This window comes from Chitinophaga sancti, assembly GCF_034087045.1.
GTDB classification, from domain to species: Bacteria; Bacteroidota; Bacteroidia; order Chitinophagales; family Chitinophagaceae; genus Chitinophaga; species Chitinophaga sancti_B.
Window position 1 is genome coordinate 3,482,389 of sequence record NZ_CP139247.1, and the last position, 26,811, is coordinate 3,509,199.

At 37.8% G+C, this 26,811-nt stretch carries 23 protein-coding genes; 5 read left to right on the top strand and 18 right to left on the bottom strand.

What is annotated here, in order from left to right; translation table 11 throughout:
* Positions 1–8: 8 nt before the first annotated feature.
* The 7 genes from SIO70_RS14485 to SIO70_RS14515 all read right to left on the bottom strand — a co-directional run bounded on the left by SIO70_RS14485 (position 9) and on the right by SIO70_RS14515 (position 5,180).
* Positions 9–305 (bottom strand): SCP2 sterol-binding domain-containing protein, encoded by a 297-nt coding sequence (locus SIO70_RS14485; protein ID WP_320581574.1) that lies wholly within the window; start codon positions 303–305, stop codon positions 9–11.
* 10 nt (positions 306–315) lie between these two features.
* On the bottom strand, positions 316–903 hold the full coding sequence (locus tag SIO70_RS14490; protein WP_320581575.1) for a hypothetical protein: 588 nt from the start codon (positions 901–903) through the stop codon (positions 316–318).
* Positions 904–915: 12 nt separating this feature from the next.
* Positions 916–1,467 (bottom strand): flavoprotein, encoded by a 552-nt coding sequence (locus SIO70_RS14495; RefSeq protein ID WP_320581576.1) that lies wholly within the window; start codon positions 1,465–1,467, stop codon positions 916–918.
* A 38-nt stretch (positions 1,468–1,505) separates the two neighbouring features.
* Complete coding sequence (locus SIO70_RS14500; protein ID WP_320581577.1) at positions 1,506–2,000, bottom strand: hypothetical protein; 495 nt, start codon at positions 1,998–2,000, stop codon at positions 1,506–1,508.
* A gap of 475 nt (positions 2,001–2,475) precedes the next feature.
* Positions 2,476–3,198 (bottom strand): AraC family transcriptional regulator, encoded by a 723-nt coding sequence (locus tag SIO70_RS14505; RefSeq protein ID WP_320581578.1) that lies wholly within the window; start codon positions 3,196–3,198, stop codon positions 2,476–2,478.
* Positions 3,199–3,291: 93 nt separating this feature from the next.
* Positions 3,292–4,254 (bottom strand): aldo/keto reductase, encoded by a 963-nt coding sequence (locus SIO70_RS14510; protein WP_320581579.1) that lies wholly within the window; start codon positions 4,252–4,254, stop codon positions 3,292–3,294.
* Positions 4,255–4,757: 503 nt separating this feature from the next.
* Positions 4,758–5,180 carry a helix-turn-helix domain-containing protein gene (locus SIO70_RS14515; RefSeq protein ID WP_320581580.1) on the bottom strand — a complete coding sequence of 141 codons (423 nt, stop codon included), beginning with the start codon at positions 5,178–5,180 and terminating at the stop codon, positions 4,758–4,760.
* Between the two features lie 88 nt (positions 5,181–5,268).
* Between SIO70_RS14515 and SIO70_RS14520 the strand changes: the two genes are divergently transcribed.
* Together SIO70_RS14520 and SIO70_RS14525 are read left to right on the top strand one after the other, a co-directional pair.
* The gene (locus SIO70_RS14520) at positions 5,269–5,709 is read left to right on the top strand and encodes a nuclear transport factor 2 family protein (RefSeq protein ID WP_320581581.1); all 441 of its coding nucleotides are present in this window, start codon (positions 5,269–5,271) and stop codon (positions 5,707–5,709) included.
* Between the two features lie 3 nt (positions 5,710–5,712).
* Positions 5,713–6,594, top strand: coding sequence for an NAD(P)H-binding protein (locus SIO70_RS14525; RefSeq protein ID WP_320581582.1), 882 nt, complete (start codon positions 5,713–5,715; stop codon positions 6,592–6,594).
* A 153-nt stretch (positions 6,595–6,747) separates the two neighbouring features.
* On the opposite strand, the gene SIO70_RS14530 is transcribed toward SIO70_RS14525, so the two are convergent.
* Genes SIO70_RS14530 through SIO70_RS14540 form a run of 3 tightly spaced genes read right to left on the bottom strand, consistent with a single transcriptional unit; the run spans position 6,748 to position 8,518 of the window.
* Positions 6,748–7,329 (bottom strand): phage tail protein, encoded by a 582-nt coding sequence (locus tag SIO70_RS14530; protein ID WP_320581583.1) that lies wholly within the window; start codon positions 7,327–7,329, stop codon positions 6,748–6,750.
* A 32-nt stretch (positions 7,330–7,361) separates the two neighbouring features.
* Positions 7,362–7,916 carry a phage tail protein gene (locus SIO70_RS14535; RefSeq protein WP_320581584.1) on the bottom strand — a complete coding sequence of 185 codons (555 nt, stop codon included), beginning with the start codon at positions 7,914–7,916 and terminating at the stop codon, positions 7,362–7,364.
* 35 nt (positions 7,917–7,951) lie between these two features.
* Positions 7,952–8,518: a phage tail protein gene (locus tag SIO70_RS14540; protein ID WP_320581585.1), complete on the bottom strand. Its 567-nt coding sequence runs from the start codon at positions 8,516–8,518 to the stop codon at positions 7,952–7,954.
* Positions 8,519–9,182: 664 nt separating this feature from the next.
* Between SIO70_RS14540 and SIO70_RS14545 the strand changes: the two genes are divergently transcribed.
* The 3 genes from SIO70_RS14545 (at position 9,183) to SIO70_RS14555 (ending at position 13,007) form a co-directional block, all read left to right on the top strand.
* A complete protein-coding gene (locus SIO70_RS14545) occupies positions 9,183–9,782 on the top strand; it encodes a Crp/Fnr family transcriptional regulator (RefSeq protein WP_320581586.1) in 600 nt (199 codons plus the stop codon).
* Between the two features lie 61 nt (positions 9,783–9,843).
* Entirely contained in the window at positions 9,844–10,596 is a 753-nt protein-coding gene (locus SIO70_RS14550; RefSeq protein ID WP_320581587.1) for an SDR family oxidoreductase, read from the top strand.
* A gap of 890 nt (positions 10,597–11,486) precedes the next feature.
* Entirely contained in the window at positions 11,487–13,007 is a 1,521-nt protein-coding gene (locus SIO70_RS14555; protein ID WP_320581588.1) for a glycosyltransferase family 39 protein, read from the top strand.
* Between the two features lie 758 nt (positions 13,008–13,765).
* On the opposite strand, the gene SIO70_RS14560 is transcribed toward SIO70_RS14555, so the two are convergent.
* The 8 genes from SIO70_RS14560 to SIO70_RS14595 all read right to left on the bottom strand — a co-directional run bounded on the left by SIO70_RS14560 (position 13,766) and on the right by SIO70_RS14595 (position 26,810).
* Positions 13,766–14,902 (bottom strand): TlpA disulfide reductase family protein, encoded by a 1,137-nt coding sequence (locus SIO70_RS14560; RefSeq protein WP_320581589.1) that lies wholly within the window; start codon positions 14,900–14,902, stop codon positions 13,766–13,768.
* A gap of 458 nt (positions 14,903–15,360) precedes the next feature.
* On the bottom strand, positions 15,361–15,579 hold the full coding sequence (locus SIO70_RS14565) for a KTSC domain-containing protein (protein WP_320581590.1): 219 nt from the start codon (positions 15,577–15,579) through the stop codon (positions 15,361–15,363).
* A 16-nt stretch (positions 15,580–15,595) separates the two neighbouring features.
* Positions 15,596–17,398, bottom strand: a complete 1,803-nt coding sequence (locus tag SIO70_RS14570) for an ATP-binding protein (RefSeq protein ID WP_320581591.1) — start codon at positions 17,396–17,398, stop codon at positions 15,596–15,598.
* On the bottom strand, positions 17,395–18,687 hold the full coding sequence (locus tag SIO70_RS14575) for an SIR2 family protein (protein WP_320581592.1): 1,293 nt from the start codon (positions 18,685–18,687) through the stop codon (positions 17,395–17,397). The genes SIO70_RS14570 and SIO70_RS14575 overlap by 4 nt, the downstream gene beginning before the upstream one ends.
* Positions 18,688–18,782: 95 nt before the next feature.
* Positions 18,783–21,092 (bottom strand): AAA family ATPase, encoded by a 2,310-nt coding sequence (locus SIO70_RS14580; protein WP_320581593.1) that lies wholly within the window; start codon positions 21,090–21,092, stop codon positions 18,783–18,785.
* Positions 21,089–21,754: an ABC-three component system middle component 1 gene (locus tag SIO70_RS14585; protein WP_320581594.1), complete on the bottom strand. Its 666-nt coding sequence runs from the start codon at positions 21,752–21,754 to the stop codon at positions 21,089–21,091. The genes SIO70_RS14580 and SIO70_RS14585 overlap by 4 nt, the downstream gene beginning before the upstream one ends.
* Complete coding sequence (locus tag SIO70_RS14590; RefSeq protein ID WP_320581595.1) at positions 21,747–23,021, bottom strand: ABC-three component system protein; 1,275 nt, start codon at positions 23,019–23,021, stop codon at positions 21,747–21,749. Before SIO70_RS14590 ends, SIO70_RS14585 begins: the two co-directional genes overlap by 8 nt.
* A gap of 57 nt (positions 23,022–23,078) precedes the next feature.
* Positions 23,079–26,810, bottom strand: a complete 3,732-nt coding sequence (locus SIO70_RS14595; protein ID WP_320581596.1) for an AAA family ATPase — start codon at positions 26,808–26,810, stop codon at positions 23,079–23,081.
* Position 26,811 lies beyond the last annotated feature (1 nt).

The window sequence follows — 26,811 nt, forward strand, 5'->3', positions numbered from 1 at the left end:
GGAATTAATCAAGCAAGTAAGGATTTCATTTTAAAGGCCAGTCCCATACTCCCGTCAATGTTGATTTTTCCCTCCATCAATGCCAGTATGGGATTGAGCTTTCCGCTTTTCATTTTATAAAAGGTGTTCAGATCCGTTTTAACGACACAGTTAGCCTCAACATCATCCTGGCTAATAATATTTTTATCCCCTGTGCCGTCAATAAGGAAGATATGATCTCCCATTACAAGCTTCATTTTAGCTTGAATGGGATCCATATCTTCTACCTGAACTCTCATCTGGTCGAAGATTTCAGTTAATTCCATTAAATTTATTTTATGCTGCGCAAAAGATGATTTCGATATTATTATTTTTTGTAACCAGGTTATTACTTTCTATCTGGTACAGGTTAGCGCTTGTGGCAGAGAATGTGTTCAGTTGTGAGCAGGCCCTGGCAGATGCATCTTTGATGGCTAACTCACCATCGAAATAAATATTATACTCGAAATTCATTTCCATTGTAGAAGGGAAGTCCTGGTTGAGGTAGTGGGATTTTACGCCGCTTTTAAGGGTATTGGTTACTTCAAAGCGAACTTCTTTACCTAGTAAATTGCTGTATGCGCTACCGTTCCAGCTATCGAGTGTGATGTCAATATAGCGGAGGCCATCACGTTTTTTTCCGGGATTTTTAGTTGTGAAGTGGAGCGTGCCATCTAACACCAGTACTTCTGTGTGTCCATTCTTAGTGATGGCAAAAGTTGGATTTGTATTGGTGTAATAGGCGGCAGTCGTAGGGAATGTCTCCTGGGATTCGCCTATGGTAACTTTCATTTTTTCCTTTTTGGGGAAGGAGAATGCGCCAGGTACTAATGGGGCACCAGCAAGGAAGATGGCCATGTTTTTACCAAAATCTCTTCTTTTCATTTGTTTAAGATTTTAAGGATTAGACATACTCAATACATGATTGATAACGGAGATAACGTCTTTTAATAGTGGCATGACGCCAAACGTTTCTTTCATTCCTTCAATCTCTATCCCCCGACGGGGTTCCATGATGTAGTGTCCATCGTTCTGCAGCACTTTGAGGTTGCGCTGAACGGAGCTGGCATACCACATGCTTTCGTTCATAGAGGGAACAAAAATTACCGGGGCCTTGGCAGCTACGATGGTAGTAGATATGAGGTCATCACAAATGCCATTGGCAGCTTTTGCTATGATGTTAGCAGTAGCAGGCATTATCATGATGAGATCAGCTTCCTGTGTAAGTTTGATATGAGGCACGAGGGTATCATCACTTACATCGTAAGTGTTGGTAAATACTTCATTACCTGAATGTATTTTTAATGCATATGGAGTGACAAACTTTGTAGCATTATCTGATACCATGATGAAGACGCGTGCATTCAATTCTTTCCTTATCTGCAGGACATAAGAAGGCATTACAACCGCAGCGACAGCCCCGGTAATGCAGACTAAAATGGTCTTCAAAAATTCTGATTTACCTGTAAGAATGATTTTGGACTACATTAACAGGCACAGGCAACTACATCAACAGTAGTGTCTTCTCCCAGTGTCATGCTTTTCCCGGCTACACGGAACATATCATTGGGCTTTGGCGGGAAGCTGTTGATCTGACCTTCAGCAGAGCCACTGAGGCCGGATTTGATTACTTCACCATTTACCATTACCTCGTATTCCATGTTGAATTCGAGCTTAGAAGGGAAGTCTTTGTTTAACTGAAGGGCGGTAACTTTACTATTGTCGCCCAGGTCTGTGATTCTGAATCCGATATCACAACCTAATAATTTACTGGTAGCTTTTGCTTCCCAGTACTTAACATCCACGCCCACATGGCGGTTGCCTCCTTCATTTTTTTTAGGGTCAGATGTTTTTACTTCCATTTTAGCATCAAAAACGAGAATTTCACGTTCCCCTTTACGTGTAATCAGGAAAATTGGATTGGAGTTGATAAGAAAAGTGTTTGCGGAAGGGAACATTACTTCATTTGAAGATGTCGACATACAATTTGATTTAAAGTGTAAACAAAAAGGAGTAATTACCGAAAGGAGATAGGATCTATTGTACAGCAAGTAATTCAATGGTTACATGAATTAGGGTACATATAGGTAATTATTAAATTAGTTCGCTATGGGTCGTAAATGTAGCTATAGGTTGAATATATCCGGGCAACTTGATAAATCCTTAAAGAATATACCTAAGTTAAATTTTTATTTTTAATAAAACAAGTTAGAACAACTAATATTTTTTCTGAGTAGATACAGGATGAAGTTATTTCATAAGTGCCAATTAGAGCTTTCCACCTATATGGCGTATAGTAGACAAAACTTGACATGATCCGGCATTATTTTCCCCAAATCTGCCCAAAGCAGGAAATGAAATTTTACATGGTCTACCTTTATTCATGCTCAATTATATCCTCTTTGATGAATAATGATCAATTTTTGATAATTCAATTTTGAAGGAAAATATATCTTATTACGCTGTAGGAGACTTACCAAACTGTTTTTTAAAAGAACGAGAGAAATGAGAAAGATTTTCAAACCCTAATTCAATATAGATTTCAGATGGCTTCCTGTTCTTCTTCTCTATAAGATAACGGGCTTCTGTAAGCCGCTTAACCTGTAGCCAATGCCGGGGAGACATATCAAATATCTTTCGAAAGTCACGTTTGAATCCTGCAAGACTTCTTCCAGTAAGCTGGGCAAATTTTTCAACAGGGATATTAAAGTGAAAATTATTAAGCATAAATTTTTCCAGGTCCATTTTATACGGCTCAGAAAAATCAAACAGGAATCTCTTGAGTTCAGGCATCGTATGAAGGAGTAGCAGTACTGCCTCCTTTACCTTCAAAATGCCTACGGCATTGGTTATCTTTTCTTCCGAATGGCGTATATAAGGAATCACGGATTGGAAAAAGGAATGCAGAAAATCATTCCCTGAAATAGAAATATTAGAAGGCCCGGTATATTTCTCCTTTATTTCTATTTGCTCTTCCAGCGCGATCTGCCTGAGCAGATCTTCATACAGACAAATAATGATGGTTTGGTAAGCCTCGCCATTCAAGGGTGTTTTAGTGAGTTCTCCCAATTGATTCCTGCGAATAAGCAACATTTCTCCTGCCCCGATGGAAAATCTTTCGGTAGCTGTTTCCATTCCAAAATGCCCTGACACCTGCAGTACCAAAGTGGTGTGATTCATAAATGTTACTTTCTCCTTCTTTATGGTAGAGCTATATGAATAAAACAGTATTCCCGGAATTATTTCACTCGGATTTATCATTATGCAAAGATATTACCGCTGGAGATATGTATTGCCAAGTATTGCACCTGGAGAAAATTCATTATTCAAAATATCCAGTTCATCATTACTGAATACAATTTCCATTGCCTGTATATTCTCTGGCAAACGGGACCTGCGGCTCATGCTTACTAATGGCATAATATGTTCTCCCTGTGCATTCACCCAGGCAATTGCCAACTGAGCCGGTGTGCATCCTTTTTCTTTAGCCATTTCTTTCAGTACTTCAACCTTCTCCAGGTTTTTTATCAGATTTTCTCCCTGAAAACGCGGGAAGAATTGCTGATAGGCATTATCTGCAAGTGGGGCCTTCATCTCCCCAGTAAGCAGGCCTTCGGCAGTATTGGCAAATGCTACTATGCTTATACCCAACTCTTTTGCGGTAGGAAGCAGATCGCTTTCAATCTGACGATCTGCCAATGAATAGCCTATTTCCAATGCCGCTGGGGGATGTATCTTGTTAACCCTGCGAAGTTGATCTGCCGTGATTTCAGAAACGCCGAGATAGCGTACCTTTCCTTCTTTGATAAGGTCAGCCACCGTTCCAATTACATCTTCCAGTGGAACGCTGCCATCTAATCTGCACGGCTGATAAAGATCAATTGTATCGATACCCAAACGGGTCAATGAATAATTGATGAAGTTCTTAATAGCGATGGGACGCAAATCCATTCCGATTGGATGACCACCGTAGAAAATAGCACCAAACTTAACACTTATGAACGCATCCTGCCTCCTGTCTTTGATAGCTTTGCCAACCAGGATTTCGTTGTGTCCGGCACCATAAAAGTCCCCTGTATTCAGGAAATTAATACCGTTGTCTAATGCGGATTGAATAGTAGCGATACTTTCACGTTCGTCATTCGCCGGTCTTCCCCAGGTTGAAGACATGCGCATGCAGCCTAATCCCAGTTTAGAAACAAGCGGGCCATTTATGCCGAGATTTATCATTTTCATTTTAGCTATTTTTAACGATGTAAAGATGAGCTTTTTATGGATAGCCAGATTTTTCCTATGGCTCAATTTACTTGCCTGTATGGCTCAATGTGTATGTAGATGATAATTCCTGTGCGCCAGGTGAAATAAGCTATTTATCAGAACCGCTTGTAAAGAATTCCTTTTGTATGCACTGAAATCTTGTGCTTGCGAGAAATGATTGCATATGAATAACGCAGGGGGAGATACAATCATTTTCATTACAAATATTTTGAAATAATATTTGCCTATTGGAGGTGGAGGCATTACAAAGACCAACTTACGTTTTTTACATTTTCAGATCTTAATCAATGAAATATAGCTCCTTCAAAAACGCTCATGAAGGTTTCATAGCATTTCTAAATTCAATCCAACAATTTTTAGACTTATTGCGAGCGCATTATTTTATTTAATGCACGAATATTGTTTGAAGAGTTTGCTTACCAGGTAGTATTACGGAGTGACGTTGATCAGGCTAGTAGCAATTAAGTAAAATTCAAATGCGCATTATATAAATTACTTATTTGATTTTCCCAGTCAATAGACCATTGCAGCAGTGCTATCAGGGGATCAGCCGTGCTTTCCCCAAATTCAGTTAACTCATATTCAACACGCGGAGGTACCTCTGGATAAACACTTCGTTTTACCATATTGTATTCCATTAAGGTTTTTAGTGTTTGTGTAAGCATTTTTGGAGAGATCCCTTTGATTTGCCGCAACAACTCGCTGTTGCGTTTAGTTCCCTGCATCAGTGCCACCAAAATAAGTAATGTCCATTTATTAGCAATCAGCGTTAAAGCCTGATTGAGGATACAACTTTCATCTAAAGTTGATTTTACCATCAGCGTTTGCTGCAATTTTAAAAAATTTTCATTTTTCTTAGCTGATGCTTGTGTTGCTGCGCTCATATGTTACTTTAAAGTTCCTACTATACTTTCAGGTGCCTACTTTCAAATATATACTTTTGTGCCTAGCTTTGGATAAATTATCTAGAATATGGCAAATAATTCTTTGGGATACCAGATATATGAGGCATTATTGAAAGCTTTTGGAGTAGGGGCAGAGGCTGTTACTGCACTTTTCAATGACGATGCAACAATTGAATTTCCTTATGCCCCATCCATTGGGGCAAAGGGTAAACAGAACATGGAGGCATATCGTAATCACCTGGAAGGAGGATTGAAGAACATGCCCCACCTGAAGTTTTCAGATATCAGGGTATATCGTTTACAGGAGGAAGGTACTTATTGGGCAGAAGCACACGGAGAATGCACTATCCTTTCTACGGGAATATTGTATCAACAGGATTATGTGATGTATTTCAAACTGAAGGGCGGCAAGTTCAGTTTTTATCGCGAATACTCTAATCCGTTACCTGCACTTAAAGCATTTGGCGGAGCTCAGGCAACCCTGGATATGTTTAACGTTAATAAATAACTTATGAAAATAGCTATTGCGGGAGCCACAGGAAATATTGGAAGTGCAACTGCCAGACAGGTTGTATTAAATGGCGCTATACCAATACTACTTGGTCAGAATATAGATAGATTAAACCAATTAAATATTACCGGGGCAATTGCTAAGGTTGCAGATCTGGGTGATATGGCGGAGATGATTAAGGCTACTCATGATGCCGATGCCTTGCTTTGGCTTGTACCCCCGGTTGCGGCTGCTCCAAGCCTAAAGGAGTGGTATGATAAAATAACTACAGCAGGTATTGCCGCTGTTCAACAAAATGACATCAAAAGAGTAGTGTTGATTTCTTCTCTTGGGGTGAGCACAAAACCTAACCTGGGCACTATTAGTTATTGCGGTATAATGGAAGAAGCATTTGATAAGTTGGGGGTAAATGTGCTTGCTTTAAGGCCCGGCTACTTTATGGAAAATTTTCTACTGCAGGCTCAAAGCATAAAAGAAAAGGGAGAATTTAGTTTTACTTATGACGCCCTGCATGACATCCCGTTTTTAAGTACAGAGGATGTAGGGAATATAGCAGCAAAATACCTGCTGGATGAGAGCTGGGCAGGGCATTGGAAACTCAACCTGATGGGACCTGAAAATTTAACCCTTAGCGATGTTGCACGCCGATTATCTTCATTAACAGAAAAACCAGTACGTTACAGACAGGAGTCCTTTGAGGAAATCGAATCCCGTTTAAACAATTGGGGGGTTGGAGAAACAATACGAAACGAATTAATAGATCTATTTAAGGCCTTGGGTGATCCCAATGGCGCTTATGCTACTCCACGTACCCCCGAGGCATACACAGCTACCTCATTTGAGCAGTTTGTAATAAATAAGCTAATGCCGGTGTTAATATAATTTTCATAAAAGTTCTTTTTGTGGGGATTGAATGTACTGCTATTTACTGCGGAGCCAGAAAAATACACACTTGCTGACCCTGTCTCGCAAGTGTGTATGTCGGTGGTATGAACTTGTCACTGTCTGAAACAATGGCTATACACATTTTCTGTGTTAAGCCGGCTGAGGATATAAACCATTGGTCGCAATAATGAAGTTCACAACGAGGTAAGGCATCATGTTCTGGTGTGCCTGACTACCACCGGTATTACCTATAGCACTGGCTCCAAGCGTGGCATTCGGTGTGGTTGTGCCTCCTGCCGGCAAAGGCAAAGTTGTATAAAGGTTTACGTCTGGATAAGGAGGAGTCACTGTGCTGTTATTGCCGTTTGAAGCTGCCAGCATATTATTGGCAGGCGAGCTGCTGACAGCAGGAGTGTTTATACCTGTGAAGGTGTGTGTATGTGGTGGCAGGTTAGCTGCAGTAAGTGTTACCGTGGTAGCACCTCCGCCAGCTGCCAGCACATAGTTGCCCGTGCCTCCCTGCGTGCTGATGGTGCCTGCACCAACTGGTAATTTCACACGCAGGTCGGGGAGTTTGAAGTTGGTAACACCATCTCCGCCATATGCTACCCCCAGCAGGGAGTACAATGCTTCATTACCAGCAATGGGCAATGCAGCTCCATTACATAACGCCCAGTTCTCAGGCGCATAATTGCCCGCAAACGCGCGGATCTCTCCTATATAACAATCCATATGATCAGTTTTTTAACGTTAAATAAAGGCTGTTAATCGCGCGAAGGCCAAAGCCCTACAGATGCGATACAATAATTCGTTACCAGGTAAGGCATCCTGTTCTCATGCGGGGTTGCGGTTCCTGCGCTGGTGATCACATCCGGGAAATTTACGGTAGGGGTGGCCGGAGGCGCGTAGAGGTTGACCTGTGCTGTGTTTTTTGCAGTTTGAGTACTGCTGGCAGGTACATTTGGATTTCCCAGGTAATTGTTGTTAGGCCCGCCAATGTTATATACATTGCTGCCATACATTGTATGCATGTGTGGCGGTATAGTATTGGGATCAGTAAGGGCTACTTTTTCTGTACCACCGGATTGTCCCAGTTGAAAATTCAGACCTCTTGCACTGGCTCCATAACCAACAATCGTGCGACCATTGAGGTTTGGTAATTTGAAGGTAGTAGAGCCATTTCCTCCATATGTTTGTCCCAGTAATGCAGCCAATGCCTGATTACCGCTTACCTGTAATTCCTGCCCGTTACAAGGCAGCCATCCCGAAGGAATTCTGGAGTATGGGAAGATGCGGATTTCGCCAAGGTAATTGTCCATAGTAATGTTTTTGAGGTGAGTTTAAACAATGATTTTTAATTGCCATTGACTGGGAAATAACCCTCCACACAAATGCAATAGTTGAGTGCAAGATAGGGAGACACATTTGAGTGAGGCGTAACGGCTGGTGTAAGCCGGTTATAGCTAATCGTTTGCGGCGCAAATGGCACATTCAGGTCAACAGTGTTCGAATAGGCTATAACGCCTTTACTGGTACCAAGCGCATAAGCATTGGTTAAATAAACGGTAGGGCCTGGTTGTGACTGCGCTGCAGTCGTTTGTCCGTTACCGGTACGTGTTACACCCTTCAGCTGGTGATTATGTGCAGCCATGGTATTTCCAGTAAGGGTAACCGCATCAACACCACCTGTAGCGCCTACCACATTATACCCGCTTGCTGCCGGATCCTTTCCCAGCAGTGTTATTCCCCGCAGGTCCGGTACCTTAAAGTTTTGACCCGGCGTGCCACCATAATAGTTACCTATTACTGCATATAAGGCCTGTTGAGACAGAAGCGTGTAAGTAGTGCCATCACAAGGCACCCAGCCAGAAGGCGTGTAGTTGAGTGCGAAAGCTCTGATTTCGCCGATAAAACCATCCATAATTTTTAATTTTTGTGAATAATAGAATGTGTGTATGGAGTTATAATTCAACCACCATTCCTGTTATCTAGTATAAGGAGGGGGTTAAATGCAATTAAAGCTGTGTAGATTTTAAACGTTCACAAAACAGTTTTTGCAATTTATTAACATGGAATAACCTGCCAGGCTAAGCTGGATATTGCTTGCGCCTGCATAATTGACAATTAGGATAAGGTGGAATAAATGCTCATGGAACTAATGTTTAATCGTACATAATATAGATAAGGTAACCCTGGGGTAGAAAATATTACTCCTTCACGAACAACTTCTGGGGCCAATCCTGGGCTACCTTGTTATAGCCAGTTATGTCATTTCAAAGGTTTAATTAAATTATTTATTCTTATAATCCGTTCTCTTTTTTTCGTTTATACCATTGTGTCTTTGATGTTTCTAAATTAAGGAAAAATTAAATCAAAATCACTTTTCTCTTTAAATGATTAATTTATGTCCTTGAAAATAGAACAATTATGGGTTCCTTTTATCAACTGCCAGGGTTTTTGGGGCTACGCATTTATCTTTAAAATTTTATCCCTCACAGATAATCTTTCGGATTGAAGGAATGAGGTCATTTCCTTTTATTGATATCCTACCTTTGCATTTAGTTTTGATAAACTTTTTATTAATCATGTCAGAAGAAGAAATTTGCAGCTGGCTCACCAAACAACTTCGCCTTTACATTCCGGTCTCCGATCAGGATGCTATCAACATTGCATCTTCCTTCAATTGCCGTATAGTTTACAAGGGGGAATACCTGCTTAAGGAAGGCCAGTATGGTGATTGGTGGGGATTTGTTTATAAAGGATTATTTCGGTCTTATTCATGTGATGTACGGGGAAACGAATATACCAACTCCTTTTTGAGAGAAGGTTCATTCACCTGTGAGCTGGTAAGTTTCCACGGCGGAACTGTCAGTCAGACAAACGTGGTAGCATTGGAAGATACTACCCTCCTTTATGTAAATAAGAAATCATTGAATCTGTTATTCAAAAATTTTTCTGAATTTGAAAAATTTGGACGATTACTATATGAAAAGGTGCTTGTAAATTACAAACAACACAATCTTTTTAGGGTAAGACTTAACGCAGGGGAGCGGTATCTTCACTTTTTAAAAAGCGAGCCGGAACTGATTAAAAGAGTTCCTTTGAAATATATTGCCTCTTATTTAAGTGTAACTGATAGCAGCTTGAGCCGGATTCGCCGAAAAACGCGGCAGGCAGATCTGTAATTTCTTGTCATTTGACAAGCGTAAACCACATTTGACGGTATTACCTTGCCCAAAAAACAAGATGGAATTACGACAAAAAATAGCTTTGATTACCGGAGCTAACAGGGGACTGGGCTTTGAGATCGCGCGTCAGTTGGGCAGAAAGCAGATCAAAGTATTAATTGGTGCCAGAAATGCAGCGGCCGGCCAGGCAGCTGCAGAGCGATTAATCGCCGAAGGAATCGATGCAATATTTCTTTTGCTTAATATATCAGATCCCAACAGTATTGAGAATGCTGTACAAGTTGTCAAGAGGGAATTTGGGTATTTAGACATTTTGGTCAATAACGCAGCCATCTTACCTAAAGCAACTGATGAAGACTCTCCAGGTATTGTAACCCAGCAACAATTACAGGCATTTTTAGAAACTAATTTTTTGGCACAGGTAAGTGTAACGCAATCTTTTTTACTATTAATAAGACAAAGCAAAGCTGGTCGTATTGTTAATATGTCCTCATCAATCGGGTCTGTGACTATATCCAGCGAACACCTCCACCAGAATGGTCCTAAGCCGGCCCGGATTCCCTATGCTGCATCGAAAGCTGCTCTAAATATGTTCACCGTCTTATTAGCCAGGGAATTGAGACCTGAAGGGATTAAGGTGAACAGTGCAGATCCCGGTCTTACTCAAACAGATGCAGGTGGCCCGAATGCTCCTTATACCGTAGAACAAGGTGCGAGACCAGCAGTATGGTTAGCCTGCCTGGAGGATGATGGCCCCACCGGCTGTTTTTTTACCCATGTAGATGAGCATATAGTTAATAATCCATGGTAAATAATTTCACAGTCCCTGGTCAAAGGGGATAAAATAAAGTACATGAAGAAGATGATTGAAATAACCCCAGGCACACTGTCTGGAAAGGCAATCATCTATAACAGTCTGGGGGGCTGGAAGTTATAAAAATTATTGAGTATAGCGTCCTGCCACTGGTATCCAGGTGTAGAGTTGACTGTTGTAAGAGGTTAGGTAACAGGTTTCATTTGATGAAAAACGCCATGTATGGTTGTGCATCAGATGGATTGCCCAATAATAGATGATTATTATCGCTGGTGAAGAAACCAGGTCGTTAAAATTCGTGACACGGTGAATTTGATTCTCAGTATGAGATAAATCTATTAGGATAGTTAGAATCATATGCAGGAGGAAAGATGCTACAAGCGAATGTTTAAATACCAGTAATTGCTGACAGCAGGGCGATTAAAAATCTACCATAACAGTGTATGTAATTCTCTGACAACCGAAGAAATAAAAACCTGTAAGTTATTGACTTGCAGGTTTTTTAAGTGCCTGGTAGTGGAGCGTTTTCGAACCAAATGGCTTTAGTTATCAGGAAATTACGTAAAATGTGAGCGCAAATTCCTGGATTGTTTATAGTTAAATTCTTTGACCTGCGATGAAAATGCATTTATGCAATACTTTTGTTCTGACGTTAGTATAAGGCGATACTGAATATCTGCCGAGATGTTCCTTTGCATTTCAATTGGACTTTCACAAAGAGAATACAATGATTTTTGCGCAATCCAAACTTAGTGTATGAAACGCACCAGTTTTGGAATAAAATTCCGTATCAGTATCGGAATATTAGTTTTCAATTTTTTATAAAGAGCTCACATGACAATTGTAATAAATGTCGTTTATTACAAACTCGTATTAATGAATAGCTTATGAAAAAGAGAACAATAGTTTTAATCGGATTCATAATATTAAAATTCTTATTGCAATATATTCTGATAAGTCCTGAATATGATTTACAACGGGATGAATATTTACATCTTGATCAGGCACACCACCTGGCATGGGGCTATTTATCAGTACCTCCCGTGACTTCCTGGATTTCCTTCCTGATCATGCTACTAGGAAATACAATCTTCTGGATTAAGTTCTTTCCTGCGCTATTCGGAGCCTTGACTATCCTGATAGTATGGAAGGCAATTGAAGAATTAGACGGAGATCTGTTCGCCTTAACTACAGGAGCAACCTGTGTTTTATTTTCAGCTATTTTAGCTTTAAATACCCTCTATCAGCCTAATTCATTGGATGTTTTGAGCTGGACGGCCTTTTACTACTGCATTATAAGATATATAAATTCCGAAAAGCAGAAATGGCTGTTGCTTGCCGCCATTGTTTTCGCCGTTGGATTCCTGAATAAATACAACATAGTATTCCTGCTCCTTGGGCTTCTTCCAGCCGTTGTACTATCACCTCAACGAAAAGTGTTTACCCGTAAGGGATTTTATCTGGCAGCTTTACTTGCATTAGTACTTATTTTTCCGAATCTGCTATGGCAATACATCAACGATTTTCCGATTGTTCGCCACATGAAAGAGTTATCGCGCTACCAATTGGTGAATGTAAGCAGGGCGGCCTTTTTAAAATCCCAGGTGCTATTCTTTTTTGGTGCAGCTGTTGTAATTTTATCTGGATTAGGTGCTTTGGTATTATACAAGCCGTTTCAAAAATATAGGCTCTTCTTCTGGACATTCATCTTCACCTTAACTATTTTCATCTACTTTAGGGCAAAAGATTATTATGCCATGGGAGTATATCCGGTTTACATGGCTTTTGGCGCTGTTTTTCTTTCAAGGGCATTGTCAGGAGACTGGAAAAGATATTTACGCCCTTTTGTAATAATTATCCCACTGGTTGTCTTCTTTCCAATGTACAAGGTTGCTTTCCCAAATAATGGTCCCGAATATATCTTGAAACACCAGCAACAATATAAAAGATTAGGACGTCTTCGCTGGGAGGATGGTAAAGACCATCCTTTACCGCAGGACTTTGCAGACATGCTTGGATGGAAGGAACTGGCACACAAAGTGGATAGTATCTATGCGCAGCTTCCCACTCCGAGCAAGACCCTGGTGCTTTGTGATAATTATGGACAGGCAGGCGCCATAAATTATTATTCAGAAAAAGGTATACAGGCAGTTTCATTTAATGCCGATTATATCAATTGGTTTGTGCTGAATAAGCGGTATGAAAACCTGATCAGAGTGAAAGACTATTTTGACAGGGATGATGAACTGCAAAAAACAGGTGCTTATTTCCTTACTGGGGTGGCAGCTGATTCTATCACCAATCCGAATGCAAGAGAATACGGAACAACAATTTTCCTTTTTACGGGCGCCAAAATCGATATAAGGCAGCGAATAAAAGATGAAATTGTAGAAGAAAGAAAGTATTAGCAGATTGTTGCGCTTGTTTTTTGGGCATTATCACTTGTAAAAACCAGATAGATGATTTATAAAAAATTCGTCAATTAAAATCCCTTTATATGATTGTAACATTTCATTAATATTCTAAATTGGCTTTTCAATACGATACTAAATAGAGTATTAGCTCTTCTATTCCTAGGTACGCACTTTCCTAATGATCAATGAACCCTTTATGAAATAAACTTCAATGAACCCTATAATTAAGTCTACCAGGCATGTTGTCATTAATTTTCAAACTTATTCAGTTCCTGACATAGATTATACATCAGGGGAAAAGCAATATTGCCATTAGTAGCAATGTCAATTATAGAAAAGCTCTCATATGGCCACATTATTAGGAAATCATTATTATCATCACTTATTTCGAATTTGCCTAATTGAGATAATTCTAAAAGGTATGATTTTACATTATCCGGCAGACAATCTTCAAACACCTCCTGTTCATTAATTGTCATTTGCAAATAGATTCCTTCCAAGTTGATGCCAATTATAACCGTATTTTATCCGGTATAAAGCTCCTTAATAGGGTATTACACCAATTAGCGGGCTAGTCTCTCTAAACTGATAGATATGCTGGTGCTGGTTGATAAGGTGCCCTGAGGATTAAGTTTGATGCTTATAAAAAGACGAATAATGCAAAAGTAAAACGTTATAGGCTTATTTATGCTCTGGGGCATAATGTTGTTCCCTCCAAAGAAAAGTGAATGGCTTCGGTTAGTGGCGTGCTATCATTTTTTTATGGACCGAAAGCCAATGTCTATTGTTTTGTTTAAATTCTCTAAATTAATATCTGGATAACTGCTTTTTTTATATTTAACATTCCCATTAGTGTCAATTAGGTAAATTTCGGGATAACTAATGACCTGATAAAGTAAATTGATACTATTATTGTTAACAATATGAGTCCAGTCCAATTGTTGCTCTTTAATTAATTGCCGGACTTTCTCAGGCGGCGATTGAGTGGCAATGGCAATTATTTCTAATTGATCTATCGGATACTTTTTTCTTATTGCTCTCAATAAAGGAATCTCATCTATACACGGTTTACACCAGGTGCCCCAAAATACAAGCAATACCTGCTTTTTTTTATAAATTTCATTCAATATGATCTTGTTACTATCAATGTCTGTGGCTGTAAATGATAAGGCTTTTTTCTTATCTTCCAAAATAGCTCTGTTTAATAAATAGTTCTTAACACTGGCCCCCTCTTCACTATTCTTAAATCTGGCTGGAAAAATTGTTGCAAATTGTTGTAAAAGAAGATCCGGAGATAAGGTACTAATAGAAAACTTTTCAAACAGTGAAAAAGAATAATAAGAATATGAGTGTTTCCTTATGTATTCCAATCGTTTGTTTTCAATTGCTATTTTGGCTTCTTCAAGCCTTTCAAAAGCAAGGCTATCATGTGGAGCCCATCCAGGTGTAATGGAATCATACATTTGATTATATCGTTCTTGAGGTTCCTTGATATAGGCTGTCATAGCTGAAATCTCCTGTTTACAATCATGTGCGTTTATTATTTTAGCATTGTTAAACGGATCATCTTCATTAATAGGTGACATGAGCGTTATTGAAGCCGGTTTCTCAGTAGTAACTATTGACATAAAGGGCCTTCTTTTACCAAAATTATAATCTATGAAAATCTTCGCATATACAGTATTATAGCTATGAGAAATAGTTGCCGTGTTATTAGTATAAGTAGCAGAAACAGGAATATATGACCTTTGTATGCAATCATAATAATAAAAATTCATCTTTTTGACATGTGCACTATCCGGAAGTACAAAGGTTACATTGAACTTTTTCTGACCCAATATTAAAACTGGGCTAACAAGTGTGATCAGTATGCAAAGGATATATTTCATAAAAACAATAATATTGTAGCATCAAAACTCACGTGTATGCTTATTCTTTAATAACTTCCATTAGCCGGTTAACAATAGTAACGTCTTCTGTAATGTCAAACTTTCTTGCCCACAATTTATTTGATTCAATCAAACTTTCAAAACCACATAAAATACAAAACCCGCTCTACGAGCGGGTTTTGTATTTTATGTGCCCAGTAGTGGAATGCTATCCGTTTGGTTATTAATATCTTACAGTCGCGGGGTGTCAAGTTATTGACACTGTTTTTTAGGCGTTGGAAAAGTGTGCCTATTCGTCACTCTTTTTAACCCTTCTTCACCTGTCAGAACAAATATACTAATTTATACAACAATTTTTGCGATTGTTCGCTGTTCAGATAGTGAGATGGTTGATAAATAATAATAAATCCTCCCTACTCTAATGATGTAGGTTAAGAATAATCTCTTCAAGATTATTCTTAACCTACTTTTTCATAAGGATAGGCACCTTTTATATTTCTTGCAAGATATGATCCGATAGATGGGGCATCTCTTAGGGCTTCAAATTCCATCAATCCTACACCAGAATAATCATAGATTGATCCATTCAAAAACCAGACTCTTAAAGTTTGACTATCTTCATGATAACCAATGGCTTCAATATTTGAGGACGATACATGAATTTTTTCAATTTCCATTTTATTTATTTTTATGTTAATGTAATTTTCTGTTTCTCCATCTTAGAATTAATTCTTCGTATTCTTTTGAGTCAGGCTTCTCCAAAATCCATCTTTCAGATACCAGTGGATCACTGCTTTTGGGAGCATATGCTATTTTATCAAACTTTACTCGTGACGGAATCTTAACAGCTTCGCCCATAATTAGCCCTTCACCGGTTCTTAGACTAGGAAGAAGAGAGACCAAATCATTTAAGTCATCTGGCATAACACTTCCGACATGAGCTCTATCTTTAGAATTTGTCATTCTTAACGCCACTAATGTTCCTAATTGACTTAAAACAGTTTCATCTAGTTCTGAAGGCCTTTGTGTAATCAATAATAAACCTACTCCATATTTTCTTCCCTCTTTAGCAATAGTTTGTACTGTTCGCGAGGAAATCGAATCCTCTCCCGCTTTTAAGTAACTATGTGCTTCTTCTAATGCTATAAGAATAGGTTGTTTTCTACCACCAACATTTAACTCCTGGCCCCAAAAAAGAGAATCATATATAATTTTAATGATCGTTCCTGAAATCGAAGACATTATTTCGGAAGGAATACCGGATAGGTCTAGTATAGTGATTTGTTTGTCATGATTTAGCCAATCTGCTAAAAGCATATCCAAGTCTCTTTTTGATTTGCCATTAAGAGACGGCAAATAATCACCTGGGTTAAATAGAAATTTATACCTATCGTCAGTGATCCTATTTCTCATCCCATTTAAGAATGTAAGTATTCCCAAAGCTCCTTTATTCAAATTTGGATTCCCTCCACCGGGAGCAGGTGATTGATGTTTACTTGAGATCAGCTTATCAGGATCTCCTTGTTCTAAACGTTCGACAAGTTGTAGTTCCCAATTTCCAGAGACTTGAACCTTGTTATAAACCTGTTTTTCAAAGTCATCCAACTCATACCACAGGTTATTTATGCTAAAAGGTATAGGACTATCCGCATTAATCGAATGTTCTTTTGGTTTTTTAGTTAATAGCTTCGACGCTGTTATTTTCCTTTCCTGTATTTCTGAACGAATAATATCCAATGCGTTCTCCTTTAACATTCCGGGAAATATTGAGAATAATTCGTTAAACGGTAGCGCCCAGAACGGAATATAAAGTTCTGCCTCCAATTTGCATTTATCAGCGTTTATTTTAAATACTTTACTATATCTTTTTAAAGTTTCATTATATTCTCCGTGAGGATCTATTAAAAGAATTCTTGAAGATTTATAACGACTATTGGAAGCAATTGCTTCCAAAATAACAGATACTGTATTAGACTTCCCACTTCCTGTGCTGCCAACAATAGCTGCATGCCTGGATAAAAATTTATTCAGATCAATGTGTGCTGGCAAACTTTCCGAGGCACTGATATGGCCTATTGTTAAGGAACTATCTTCGTTGATTTCACTGTATATAATTCTTAGATCATCAATGGTAACTAAATGCACTTCATCATCGGGCGTAGGATATTGAATTACTCCACGCTCAAATTTGGATCGTACGCGTTCTCCAACCAGTACTACAGTTATCCATCGGGAACTCTGATGGTTGCTTTCTGAATTTGAATTTCCTATTAGCTTCTCAGGTATAGCATCAGCCCCTGCTTGTGTAACAATACCGTATAAATGTGCATATCCTAAAGGTATTCTTACAAAAGAACCAATTTGTCCTATTCTGTATACTATTCCATTGATAATAGGCATTGACGACTTAAAATCGTCTGACAGCTTAACGGATAAGCGACTTCCATTCACACTTTTCACATGACCAATTATTGTATAGAATTTTTCTTCCCTCATGATACCATTTCTTTAGATGGATAAGATAATTTAATAAGGAATTCGACAAAATCCATAAAATTGACCAGTTTAAGCCTTCCGGTAGCTTTCATTTGCTCATCTCCTTTACCTTTATCATTTTCAGGAGTAGGAGCATCACGGTCAAAGAAATGATCTATAAATTCAAAGTCTTCTTTTGCAGGTTCTCTTTTCAATATCCAATCGGCAAATGCGCCTCCAATTAATGCTTTCTTATTCCCACATACCATTATTCTATTTGAGCGTCTCCCAATATTTACCGGAATTGATTTCTCGTTCAAGTTTTCATCAAAAACCAATGCTATAATTGTTGTGGATTTTGACTGTGCTAGGGCATTCATTATTGTGTCATTAATATGCTCATCTCCAAAGGAGTAACCACAAATAAATAAAACTCCGTCATCTTTCTTTAGAAAGGACGACAATCTCTCTATATAGCTGGAATATGGCTGTTTTCTGGAATCATCGTACTTTAGCATTGACGGATATATTACAATGCCATCGTCACTGATTTCCCTACTTCTTATTATCCTTCTTTCTTCAGAGTCATATCCCCAACCTAATGAGCCATGCAATTTCCAAAGCCTTACCCACTGAGGAAGCAAGCGATCGTTTTCAACACTTATCGGATCAAAAAAGGGCTTGTAACCGCCAACAAACCCATCAAAATAGGGTAAATGTTGCGATTCAAATCCTATTTCAAAAAGATAGTCGTAATTAGTAGTGAAAACTTCAACGGCATGCTTTCGGGCAGCGTACCTTATCCATCGTGCAAAATTATGATGTAAGCGGCAAGACGCATTAAGATTTATATCCTCATTATTGTGAACAGCTACTAAACCCTTAATTTCCTTTTGAAAAAGAGTCCTTAATTCCTTTAACTTATCTTTGTTTAAATCACATAAAGTGCCCTTGCCAATAACTCGAAGTTTCTGATCAATGGATGAAATAATATTCTCCAGCATAAATACTGATTTTTTCTTTTCTTCATCTAATTCGGCATCTTCCAATTCCTCTTTTATGATAGATAATGCTTTTTGAAAAGATTCATCAGTTATAGACGAAATAATGTGATCTGTCATCGCCCAAACTCCAGGAATCAAAGGCTTACGCCTGTTTTTTTCATCGAATTGATCTTTGCCATCTTTATTGGTTAGTGGAGCAGCCATTGAGGTACCTGCACCGAATAAAAAACCAATTCGTATTGTATTATTTATAAGTATTTGCTGAATACCTCGGATAAATTCTCGAGGATCGTGACCTTTCTCCATATTAATTTTTTTCTTATCCTGGTTATATAATTGTTTAATTAATCATTCAATTTTATCGAATTTGTAGTATTTAATATGTTTCTTGCAAATTATCATCAATACTCACCCTGTAACATTTCCTTTAGGTTAATTCGCTTTTCAGATAAATTATAATTTTTGAACTTATATCTCATAAATGCAGACATCATATCCTCATGAGTAGACATAATTATTTGATTATTTCCAAATTCATTTCTGAGTAGATCGACAAATCCATATAGATTCAGCTCATCCATAGTCTGTACTGGATCGTCGATGAGAATTATTCTATTTTGGGAATACTTTTTATGTAATGCTAAAGTGAATGAAATGATAAGTGCAGATAATTGACCTGAACTCATTGAAAATACTGCATCGTAAGTTTTATAAGGATTGGACTGAAAACGGATACCTTCCTTTTCCGAAAAAATGAAAAGGCCCAAGCCTCCCTGGAAGGATTGCATGATTCTTCCGGAGTATATGTGAAATACTATTTCTATGTCCTTGATAATCTTTTTCTGAAACTCTTTTAATGATTTTTGATAGATTCCTTTCAATGTGTTCAGTTGATCAGATGCTATTTTAGCATCCTTGTATTTCAAGCTTTTATCCGCTAGTTCTTTGTTCTTGGTATTTAGAAGTTCATTTTGACTTAATAACCACAGATAATGTAAGTGATTTTTCTTCATTTCAATGTTTTCCACACTAATAAAATCGATTGATTCGATTTTATTGTCAAAATACTGAGCAAAATAGTCTTTAAAATAAGGTTCTATCAACAGCTCCTCTATGTCAGTCTTTAATGATAATAGCTCCCTTTTAAACTCGTCTATTAAAAGAACTGCGTTAGAGTTTTGATTCTCGCTGAGATATTTTGAATAGTCAAATTGAAGAAAGTCAAAAGTCTTTAATATGTTATTTAAACTGTTGTTTTCGGTATTAAGCAATTCTTCAACAAATGGAATATCGTAGGTATTTGTAGAAAGTTCCTGCTCTATAATTTCGACGAGTTCTTGAACAATGCCCGACTTGAATGATAAAAAACTTTCATTAAATCGGTTACTCTTCTCTGAATTAATCTCCTTAATCTGGATGGACTTTAGTTCGATTTGGTTTAAAAGGTTTTCTATAGATCCCCAGTCGTATCCGCACAACATGCATTCACCATTTGAATTTCCGATATTTTTAAGTGCGTCAAGTTTATCCTTTAATTGATTCCTAGAAGCAGAAATGTCCGAATATATCTTATCAAGTCCTGATAATTCATTAATACTCTCCCGTAATTCATCTTTTGATTTAACGAAACGCTCCCTGATTTCTTGCGAAATAAAGGAGTGAATATTAATATCAATGGTTCCTTCAAGATTAGTATTACTCAGCTTATTCAACTGCTCGATTAAGGTTTGTAAGCTTATGTTTTTGGTTTTTAAAGCGCGAAATTCATCTTTCCTATCAAGAAACTTTTTAAATCTGAATAAGGACTTTACTTGTTCTTCGTGTTCTAGTAAATAATTAACGCCATTATTGATTTGATACCGCCTGAAAATCTCTTTTCTAGAAATGAAAACTTTCAGCCTCTCTAATATCCCATCAGTTTCCGCTATACTTTGGTAGTTAATCTTTGTTATATCCAGATTATCTCTGTCCCAATCTATATCTCGGTTAATAAATAACTTTATATATTGACTAGTGGAGTTTCCCAAGGTGAGATTTTCCGTTATCTTTCCTACTTCTAGTTGTAATTCGTCAATTTCAGCTTTCTTTGTTTGATGACAGATAGCATCTATTCTTTTTTTTAAATCCTCTATTCTTTTTATTTTAGCTTCGAACTCTTTTAAATCAAAAAGATGACCAATGTAGTTCTTTCTTGTCTTGTCGGAATGCTTCAGTAAAAAAAGGCATTCTTCTTGTTCTATATAGTTTAAAAATTGAAAGTTGGAATCGTAGTTTTTCCCAAATAAATTGGTCAAATATGTAACCTCATCTTCAATTAATAATCTATCTTGTGATTCGAAACTATTTTTCGTATGGAGCTTATATATTGAAAAATCAAGGCTCCCATCAATATCATTTGATTCAGCACTTCTTTCCAAAATATAAGTCTGATCATTTTTAGTCAGTTGAACGGTTATTGTAATATTCTCGCCGATTGCATTTTCATTGTAAAATGGATTTTCAGAAAACGTTTGCCTTCCATCAATCAGATCCTTTTTCAGAGCACTGTATCGCCTTATTCTCCCTGTAAAAACCAATTCAATAGCATCATAAATGGTAGTTTTGCCAAACCCATTTGGCCCATCAAAAACAATTGTGTCAGAGGAACTAAAGTCAATTTCGAATTCTCTAAAAATTTTAAAGTTTGAAATTTTTATCTTATCTATTTTCATGACTGTGTTGTTTTTAATTTTTGCAATATAAAATCGTCAGTCAATGTGGTAAGTTCTTCATCAGTAATAGAAAAGAAATCATTCTGCAATAGATCATTTAGCTTACTTTCACGAATGGCCTTCTGATTTATTTCTTCTAGTGAATCAAGGTTGTTTAATTGTGTTATATTTATTTTTAGAAATGGGATCTTATGTGCTATCCGATAAAGTAGTGACTGGTATTCATTGACATCAAATCGGGTTTTATGCTGCTCAAAAACAATATCTTGCAGCAACATGGACTCAATAGATGCTGCTATATTAGATGGATCTAAAACGTGCTTTAATTTATCCAATTCACCTTCCGTGTAATAAATAATGTTTTTTTTGAAATGGAACAGATCTTCTTCAATTTGCAGCAAATGGTCTTTGTTGACAGTATCAATGCTGTTTACCTTGTTTAGAATTAATAGGTTTGCGTTTTTATCAAACTGTGCATCACCAATTATTTCCTTAGCTTCTAAAAAAAGATTTATTTGTTCCTCTAGGACACTTTTTAATTCATATCTGTTTATTACAATCCAATAATTATAGTGATCCTTAAGAGAGAATATTATAAAACCAGAGCCTTCTTTTCTTTCGTGATTTCTTTCTTCGAATATTTTATTAACTATATTATCCATTTAATTTAATTTTAGCTGTTTCTAAATCGATTAATGCTAATTTTTTCCAATTAATTATTTTATCACTGTCAGGCTCTGAAACATCACTGATTTTATTTGCTAAAAGCTGAATACTCTCTACATTACATTCAGTAGTAACCAGGTAATCAGAATTAAATGGAACGTCTATCATATTGGACAGTGCTACGTTTAAAATCCTTTCGCTTATCCTTTTTTTATTTTGAAGATTATTAGATAATGTTATTGTGGTGGGGAAGTAATTTTTTTTATTATCACATTTCCATCCTACCCCATGGTTATTGTTTGATTCTTTGAGTTCCGATAGAATTACAAGAAAAGCATCCTTGATCTCATCCTCATGTAAGCTTCCGTCTGTATATTCTTGTAAGTTTTTGAAATGAATCTTTTTATGAGGTCGGATATTCTGTAAAAAAGACTTGAACTCTTTTGAGCTTAAAGCATTAAAATAGTATAAGTAATGATCCATTTTATCTTTTACGCTCGGTTCGATTCCAATACTGTCTGATTCGAAGCAATATTCTTGGTAATACCGATTTAAATTTGCTCTTATTTTTCTTTCAAAATAGGACTCGTTTTGAATGTTGGCAGAAATGTCCTCACGAATAACATTTAGAAATACACTTAATGGAATTGGATTTTCATACGCTGCGATTCCTATTTTTATGCCACCATGGTTTAATGAATGAATATGAACAACTTTGTCTGAAACTATTTTCTCTAATACGTCATATAAGATCTCAATAGTCCTTACGTTATCATGTCCAATAATATTATATTTAACTAATGCAAGAGTCAGTTGATTTCTTATCTTACTGTCTATTTCATTTAAGGGACAAAATTCTTCATTATCTTCATAGCAATAAATTTCGATCTGAGGATGTCTTGCTTTGATCTCGTCTTTTGTTTGTTCATTTTTCACAGCAAGGTGAAAAAAAGCATTTACATTTAAGTTCCCTAATTTAATCTTTTTAGTTTCTAGTTTTTTAAAATCTTCTTTATATGTTGAGTACAGCTCACTTTTTATAGCCTTTACCTGGTGTATTGTAATAGGTGTTACCTCGGCATTATCGTTATATGTTATAATTGAAAAATCCTCTATCGAATCAATCTGAACATATAATTCATTTAGCTGGGGCTCGTTTTTTTCATTTAACAGCTTAAGTACATGGTATAGTGCAACGCGTCCTTGATAAAGAAAGCCACTCCAGGTAGAAATTGCTGTATGTGGTAAAAGCTGTTTTGCCATGTAGATCTTTTTTATATGACTATTTTACTATTCTTTTTTTGAGGAAGTATCTCTGATTTATACACCTAAGATTTCAACATTACTCTTCCCACTCTGCTGCTTGCTAACTCTTATTTGCACCGGTATCCGTTCCGTCATCTCCTGTACATGGGAAATCACTCCAACCTTGCGCCCCTGATTATGCAGGCGCTCTAATGCATCCATTGCTATATTTAGTGTTGCCGGATCTAGTGATCCAAACCCCTCATCAATAAACAGGGATTCTACTTTCATACGACTGGAAGAAAGCGATGCCAGCCCCAATGCAAGTGCGAGCGATACAAGAAAAGATTCTCCACCTGAAAGAGAATAAACGGTACGTATTTCATCACCCATATCCTGATCTAACACCTGTAAACCTAGCGAATTGGGTATGCGTTGTAAGACGTAGCGCTTACTTAAAATAACTAAATGAACATTTGCATAACTGAGCAATACATCCAGGGTATATTCCTGGGCGATCTGGCGGAATTTCTTTCCGTCCGCAGAACCAATAACCTCATTCAGCTTTGCCCAATTATCTACTACCAGTAATAGCGTTTCTATAGATTGTAAGAGCGTTCCTATGCGTTGTTTATTAGTGGCATCTTCCCTTAGTCGAAAGGTTATTTCGTTACTAGTCTGATTATTTTGCTCATGATGTAATTTGGCTTCTGTATGTAATGTTATCAGTTCTTCAGCCGTGCGTTCTGACATCCACTCTTGTCGATGCTTATCTAGATTTTCTTCCCGCTCCGCCAATACTGATTTCGCTTGGGTTACTGCATCATCTATGGCACGTAGTTCTAAGCGCTCTTTTTCTATCCAATCCGGTGTGAAAGACAATAAGCGATCTAATTCATTTTTTGATAGACTGGCTGAATGTCGCTGATTGTAGGAATTGAGCCATTCTTGAATTTGCTGTTTAAAGGATGTTTCCTGTTCTGAATGTACAGATAGTTCTTTTTCTGTTTCTTCACACTGAGTTGTGGTACGGGTGAGACTAGCCAGCAGAATTTCTTTTTCTGATTTTTGTTGATCCAATACCTGCCGGGCTTTAATAATTGCGTCCTTGAAACCTTTTTCTATAGCTGATATAGGCGCCCCATTAAAAATAGCTTTCCTTTTCCCGGAAAGATCGTTCCATTGTTCCCGTATTTTTAATAACGCTTGCTCTTTTTGACTTGTTTCTTCTGATAGATGAATTAGTTGTTCCTGTATACCTTTCAACGTGGCAGCTAGTATTTCCTTTTGCTGTAAGCCTTCTTCTAATTGTTGGATGTTGTGTATCCACTGTGCTGCAAACTCCTGAATCTGTAGTACAAATTTATCAGCTTCTTTTTTCCATTGTTGGAACCATTGTTCAGAGGTAAAATAGACAGCTAGATTTTGCTGAAGATCTTCAAGACCAGTCTCTGCTTTTTCTCTTTCTAGTTTATGATTATCTCGTTGTTCCTCTATAGATTTCAGTGTTCTTTCAGTATCCTTTAACGCATTTGCAATGTTGACAAGTTGCTTGTCAGATTCATCAAGCATGCCTTTTTGCTTTTCCAGCTGCTCTTTCTTATTATTATAAGACAATATTGTATCCCGTAACTCACGTTGCTGGTCTTTTTCTTGTTGTAGTTTTTGGTGTAGCCATGTTGCTCTTTCGTCAAAGGCTATTGATGAAGCCGAAGCATGTATTTTAAACCGGCCCCATATGTCCTCTAACTGCTTAACAGATTTTTCCTTTAATGAAAGATCTTTCTCCTGAGTAGCTATCGTTTTATTTAATTGATCGCATACCTGCGTCAGACGGCTATGTGTAGTAAGGGTGTCTGTATAAGCTGTTTCTATTTTCTGATGGCTTATTTCCAACTCTTTAAGCACATGATCCAATTGGGTATTAAGCCCGGCATAAGGATGAGAGGTACTGCCACAAACAGGACAAGGTTCATCAGCTACCAATTTTGTACGCAAACTTTCAACGTTTTCTGCCGCAACCAGGCGGGCTTTCTCCAGCATACTTAGTGAAGTATTTCGCTGTATTACGTTAGTTTCAAGTAATGCTTTCGTATTGCCAAGTTGTTCAATATCTGCTTTTAGTTGTTTCCTGTTTTCTTCAAGTTGTTCTGTAATCTTAGTTTGTTCTGTAATAGCGCTGCTTAGTATTTTCCAGTGTGCTTCTGCTGCAATAATGTCTTCAATTGTTTCATCAAGGGCGCTTCTTTGCTGGTCTAAACTGGCAATAGAAATTACAGAAAATTCTTCTTTCTGACTTTCATATTCTTGTCTGGCCTGCTGTAATGATGTCTGAAGGGTTGCAAATTCATTGCTCAATCGCTGCCGCTCCTGCTCTTGCACCTTGATTTCTTCCTCCGCGGCCAGCACGAGAGAAAAACGGTTTTTTTGAGTTTCAAGCAGAATACCTGCATCATTCAGCTTAGATATAATAAGACTATGTTGTTCCGCAATCGGCTGGCGGGCAGTGTTGCTTTCTTTCCATTGTTGTAATTCTTTAACCTTGCTTTCTAACTGTTCCGCATCCAGTTGTTTCTGCGTAAGTTGTTGCTGCTGCTGTTGCAACTTTTGGCTCGCAGTATTAAACGTTGTTTGGGCCTGGGATGTCTGGAGTTCTTTTTCTGCCAATTGTACATCTAGTGTCTTTGCCTCATTTAAAAGTGGCAAAGCTGCCTCTTCTTCCGCTATTCTTGCTGTGAGGTTATCCTCTGTTTGTTGTAGCGTAATGTCGAGCGCATCTTTTTTTTGCTGTAATGCATTTAGCTGAACCCTAATTTGTTCCAGGCTGACTCTCTTCGCATTGATTTGACCTTGTACGGTATTTAATTGGGCAACTACCGGTTTTACAGATTGCACACTTACAATCTGCTGTAGTTGCTGTTCGCGGGGAATGGCTTCCTGCTTAACCGCAAAGGTCTGTTCACTGACAAGTTTTGCAGCGTCTAATCTGGATTGCAGGTTATTTAATTGTTCATGCCAAGAAATCTCTTTGCTTAATTCAAGTAGTAACTTTTCCTGGGCTTGTATGTCTTTTTCAACTGTGTCCTTTTGTTCTTGCAGGGAAGTTAACTCTTCACTGGTCATTGTTTGGATCCCTTCCCGTTGTGAATTGAGATCCCGTAGTTGCTGCGCCTGCTCCCTGTGCTTTTCATAAATGCGCCTGGATATTTCAGAATAGATGTGCGTACCTGTGAGTTTTTCTAAGAGTGCTGATTTTTCGTCCTTTCCTGCTTTCAGAAAGGCTGTAAAATCACCCTGTGCCAGCAATACAGAACGGGTAAATTGTTCAAAGCTTAATCCCACCAGGCGCTCAATTTCTGTCAGCAGTTCAGTTTTTCTTCCCGGAGCAGGTGAATTTGTACTGATATTTTTAAGCGCCACGTCAAAGGCCTGTAAGTTTCCATCCGCCCTGTTTCGTGCTCGTCTTACCATCCAGGTCGCGCGATAAGGCTGGTTATCTACTCCTACAAAATCAACTTCTGCAAACCCTTCTGCTGTACCATCCCGCAGTATACCACGTACATCATTCTGGCTGATGGAAGCTCCCTGTACATCGTATATGTCAACGCCACTCTCAGCTTGCTTGTATCTCGGCGTTTTGGCATAAAGTGCCAGGCACAATGCATCTAATATAGTAGACTTACCTGCCCCGGTAGGACCAGTAATAGAAAAGATTCCGGCAGAACAAAGTGGTTCCTGTGTGAAGTCAATTTCAGTAATACCTTCCAGTGAAGCAAGGTTTTTTATGCGAATGGCAAGTATTTTCATC